Origin of the sequence: Streptomyces sp. AC558_RSS880, from assembly GCF_019049255.1 — a bacterium.
In the GTDB taxonomy this organism is placed as follows: domain Bacteria; phylum Actinomycetota; class Actinomycetes; order Streptomycetales; family Streptomycetaceae; genus Streptomyces.
The window spans coordinates 1-2,748 of record NZ_JAGMUJ010000168.1 but is presented as its reverse complement, the minus strand read 5'-3'; the positions used below and the strand labels follow the sequence as shown (position 1 = coordinate 2,748).

General features: G+C 73.0%; 3 protein-coding genes. All 3 read left to right on the top strand.

Features of this window, described 5'->3' with window-relative positions:
- The first annotated feature begins 167 nt into the window (after nucleotides 1-167).
- The 3 genes from KUM38_RS38965 to KUM38_RS38955 all read left to right on the top strand — a co-directional run bounded on the left by KUM38_RS38965 (nucleotide 168) and on the right by KUM38_RS38955 (nucleotide 2,351).
- Complete coding sequence (locus KUM38_RS38965; protein WP_217136887.1) at nucleotides 168-1,313, top strand: GAF domain-containing sensor histidine kinase; 1,146 nt, start codon at nucleotides 168-170, stop codon at nucleotides 1,311-1,313.
- Nucleotides 1,306-1,947 (top strand): response regulator transcription factor, encoded by a 642-nt coding sequence (locus KUM38_RS38960; RefSeq protein WP_189555099.1) that lies wholly within the window; start codon nucleotides 1,306-1,308, stop codon nucleotides 1,945-1,947. The genes KUM38_RS38965 and KUM38_RS38960 overlap by 8 nt, the downstream gene beginning before the upstream one ends.
- Before the next feature lie 158 nt (nucleotides 1,948-2,105).
- Nucleotides 2,106-2,351, top strand: coding sequence for a chaplin (locus tag KUM38_RS38955; RefSeq protein ID WP_217136886.1), 246 nt, complete (start codon nucleotides 2,106-2,108; stop codon nucleotides 2,349-2,351).
- The last annotated feature ends 397 nt before the right edge of the window (nucleotides 2,352-2,748 follow it).

Below are 2,748 nucleotides of genomic sequence, written 5' to 3'. Positions count from 1 at the left end.
GCGGCTGCACGAAGGCCCACTCGGCATCGGACAGTTCATGGCGACGTATCACCCGACCATGATCCCCGATCGAAGATCATTTGACGACAGACCCTAGGACCACCGGCCCGGTCGACGGCCGACACACGTCCGATCCCGCTGTCACAGCCCGCCGGTACCGTGAGGACATGAGTCACGGCCCCCGGTCCGGCCTCGCCGCGGTGAGCTCCGCGTTGCTGGCCATGAGCAGGCACCTCGAGGTGCGCGACGTCCTCAAGACGATCGTCGCCTCGGCCCGCGAACTCCTCGACGCGCAGTACGCCGCGCTCGGCGTGCCCGACGACCACGGCGGCTTCGCCCAGTTCGTGGTCGACGGTGTCAGCGACGACCAGTGGAAGGCCATCGGCCCCCTTCCGCGCCAGCACGGCATCCTCGCCGCGATGATCGACGAGGCCACCCCGCAGCGCCTCGCCGACGTGCGCCGGGACCCCCGCTTCGGGGGCTGGCCCAGCGCCCACCCCGACCTGGCCGACTTCCTGGGCCTGCCCATCCGCGACGGCGACGAGGTCATCGGCGCCCTGTTCCTGGCCAACAAGAGGTGCCCCAAACCCGAGGGCACCTGCGGCTTCACCGAGGACGACGAGGAACTGCTCGGCATCCTCGCCCAGCACGCCGCCATCGCCCTCACCAACGCCCGGCTCTACGAACGCAGCCGCGAACTGACCATCGCCGAGGAACGCTCCCGCCTCGCCCACGAGCTCCACGACGCCGTCAGCCAGAAACTCTTCTCCCTCCGGCTCACCGCGCAGGCCGCCGCCCGCCTCGTCGACCGCGACCCCTCCCGCGCCAAGGGCGAACTCCAGCAGGTCGCCGCCCTGGCCGCCGAGGCCGCCGACGAACTGCGCGCGGCGGTCGTCGAACTGCGCCCCGCGGCCCTCGACGAGGACGGCCTCGTCGCCACGCTCCGCACCCAGATCCAGGTCCTCGACCGCGCCCACACCGCGCGCGTGACCTTCACCGGACACGGCGTACGCGCCCTCCCGGCCGCCCAGGAGGAGGCGGTGCTGCGCGTCGCCCAGGAGGCGCTGCACAACGCGCTGCGGCACTCCGGCGGCGACCACGTCGACGTCACCCTGGACCGCCGCGGCGGCGGAGCGGTCCTGCGGGTCAGTGACGACGGCGGCGGCTTCGACCCGCGGGCCGTCCGCCGCGCGGGCCGTCATCTGGGCCTGGTCTCCATGCGGGACCGGGCGAGCGGGGTCGGCGGCAGGCTGACCGTGGAATCGGCGCCCGGCAAGGGCACCACGATCGAGATGGAGGTCCCTGGTGGCTGACGCAATCAAGGTGCTGCTGGTCGACGATCACCAGGTGGTACGCCGGGGTCTGCGCACCTTCCTCGAGGTGCAGGACGACATCGAGGTCGTCGGCGAGGCCGCGGACGGCGCCGAGGGAGTCGCCCTGGCGGGGGAGCTGGGGCCCGACGTCATCCTCATGGACGTCAAGATGCCGGGCATGGACGGCGTGGACGCGCTGCGCCGGCTCCGCGAACTGGGCCACCCCGCGCGCGTGCTGATCGTCACCAGCTTCACCGAGCAGCGCACGGTCGTCCCCGCCCTCCGCGCGGGCGCCGCCGGTTACGTGTACAAGGACGTCGACCCCGACGCGCTCGCCGGAGCCATCCGCTCCGTGCACGCGGGCCACGTCCTGCTCCAGGCGGAGGTGGCCGGCGCGCTGCTGTCCCAGGAGGAGACCGGATCGGGCCCGGGACGCGCGGGGTCCCTCACCGAACGGGAGCGCGAGGTGCTCGGGCTCATAGCGGACGGCCGCGCCAACCGGGAGATCGCCCGCGCCCTGGTGCTCTCCGAGAAGACCGTGAAGACCCACGTCTCGAACATCCTGATGAAACTCGACCTTGCGGACCGCACCCAGGCCGCCCTGTGGGCCGTACGCCACGGCCTCAGCGGCTGACCCGGGACGCCGCACACCCTGCGGAAGGTTCCCGTCCGATCCGAGATTCATACCGTAGTGGGAATGTCCCCCGGACGGCCGTATCCCGCGTCGGCGTCCGCCGTTCTCCAGTGCGTACCGCGGCGCCTGCCGCGGTCATCGCAAGGAGGGCTCGGAAAGTGAAGAACCTGAAGAAGGCAGCGGCCGTGACGATGGTGGCCGGCGGTCTGCTCGCGGCCGGTACGGGAATGGCCTCCGCCACCGACGGCAGCCACGCCGACGGCACGGCCGTGGGCTCCCCGGGCGTCGTCTCCGGCAACGTCGTCCAGGTGCCGGTCGACGTCCCGGTCAACGTGTCCGGCAACAGCGTCAACGTCATCGGCGTCCTGAACCCGGCCTTCGGCAACACCGCCGTCAACCACTGACGCCACCCGCCAAGCCCCGGCCGCCCGGCCCCCCACCCGGACGCCCGGGGCTCAGCACTACACAGCCGCACCGCCGTAACTACGGGCAGCCGCGCCGCGTAGCTGCGGGCAGTCGTGCCGCTGGGGCGGCACGGGTGGGCGCAGCGGCACCCCGCAAGCGCCGGGCCGCGCGACCCACCCCGCCCAGCACCAACGCCGGCCACGCGAACCAAGGGACGCCACCGCCCCAACGCCGGCCACGCGAAACCCGAGGGACCTCACCCCACCCCCCGCTCCTCCACAACGGAGTTGTACGCGGCCACCTGCGCCCGCCGAGCCGTCCGCTCGACGGGCCGCAACGCGGCAGCCCGCCCCGACATCTCCGACGCACTCACCGCACCCCCGTGCCCCCCACCCC

Coding starts and splice junctions, on each gene's coding strand:
- KUM38_RS38965 (WP_217136887.1), top strand. CDS start 168: ATGAGTCACGGCCCCCGGTCCGGCCTCGCCGCGGTGAGCTCCGCGTTG.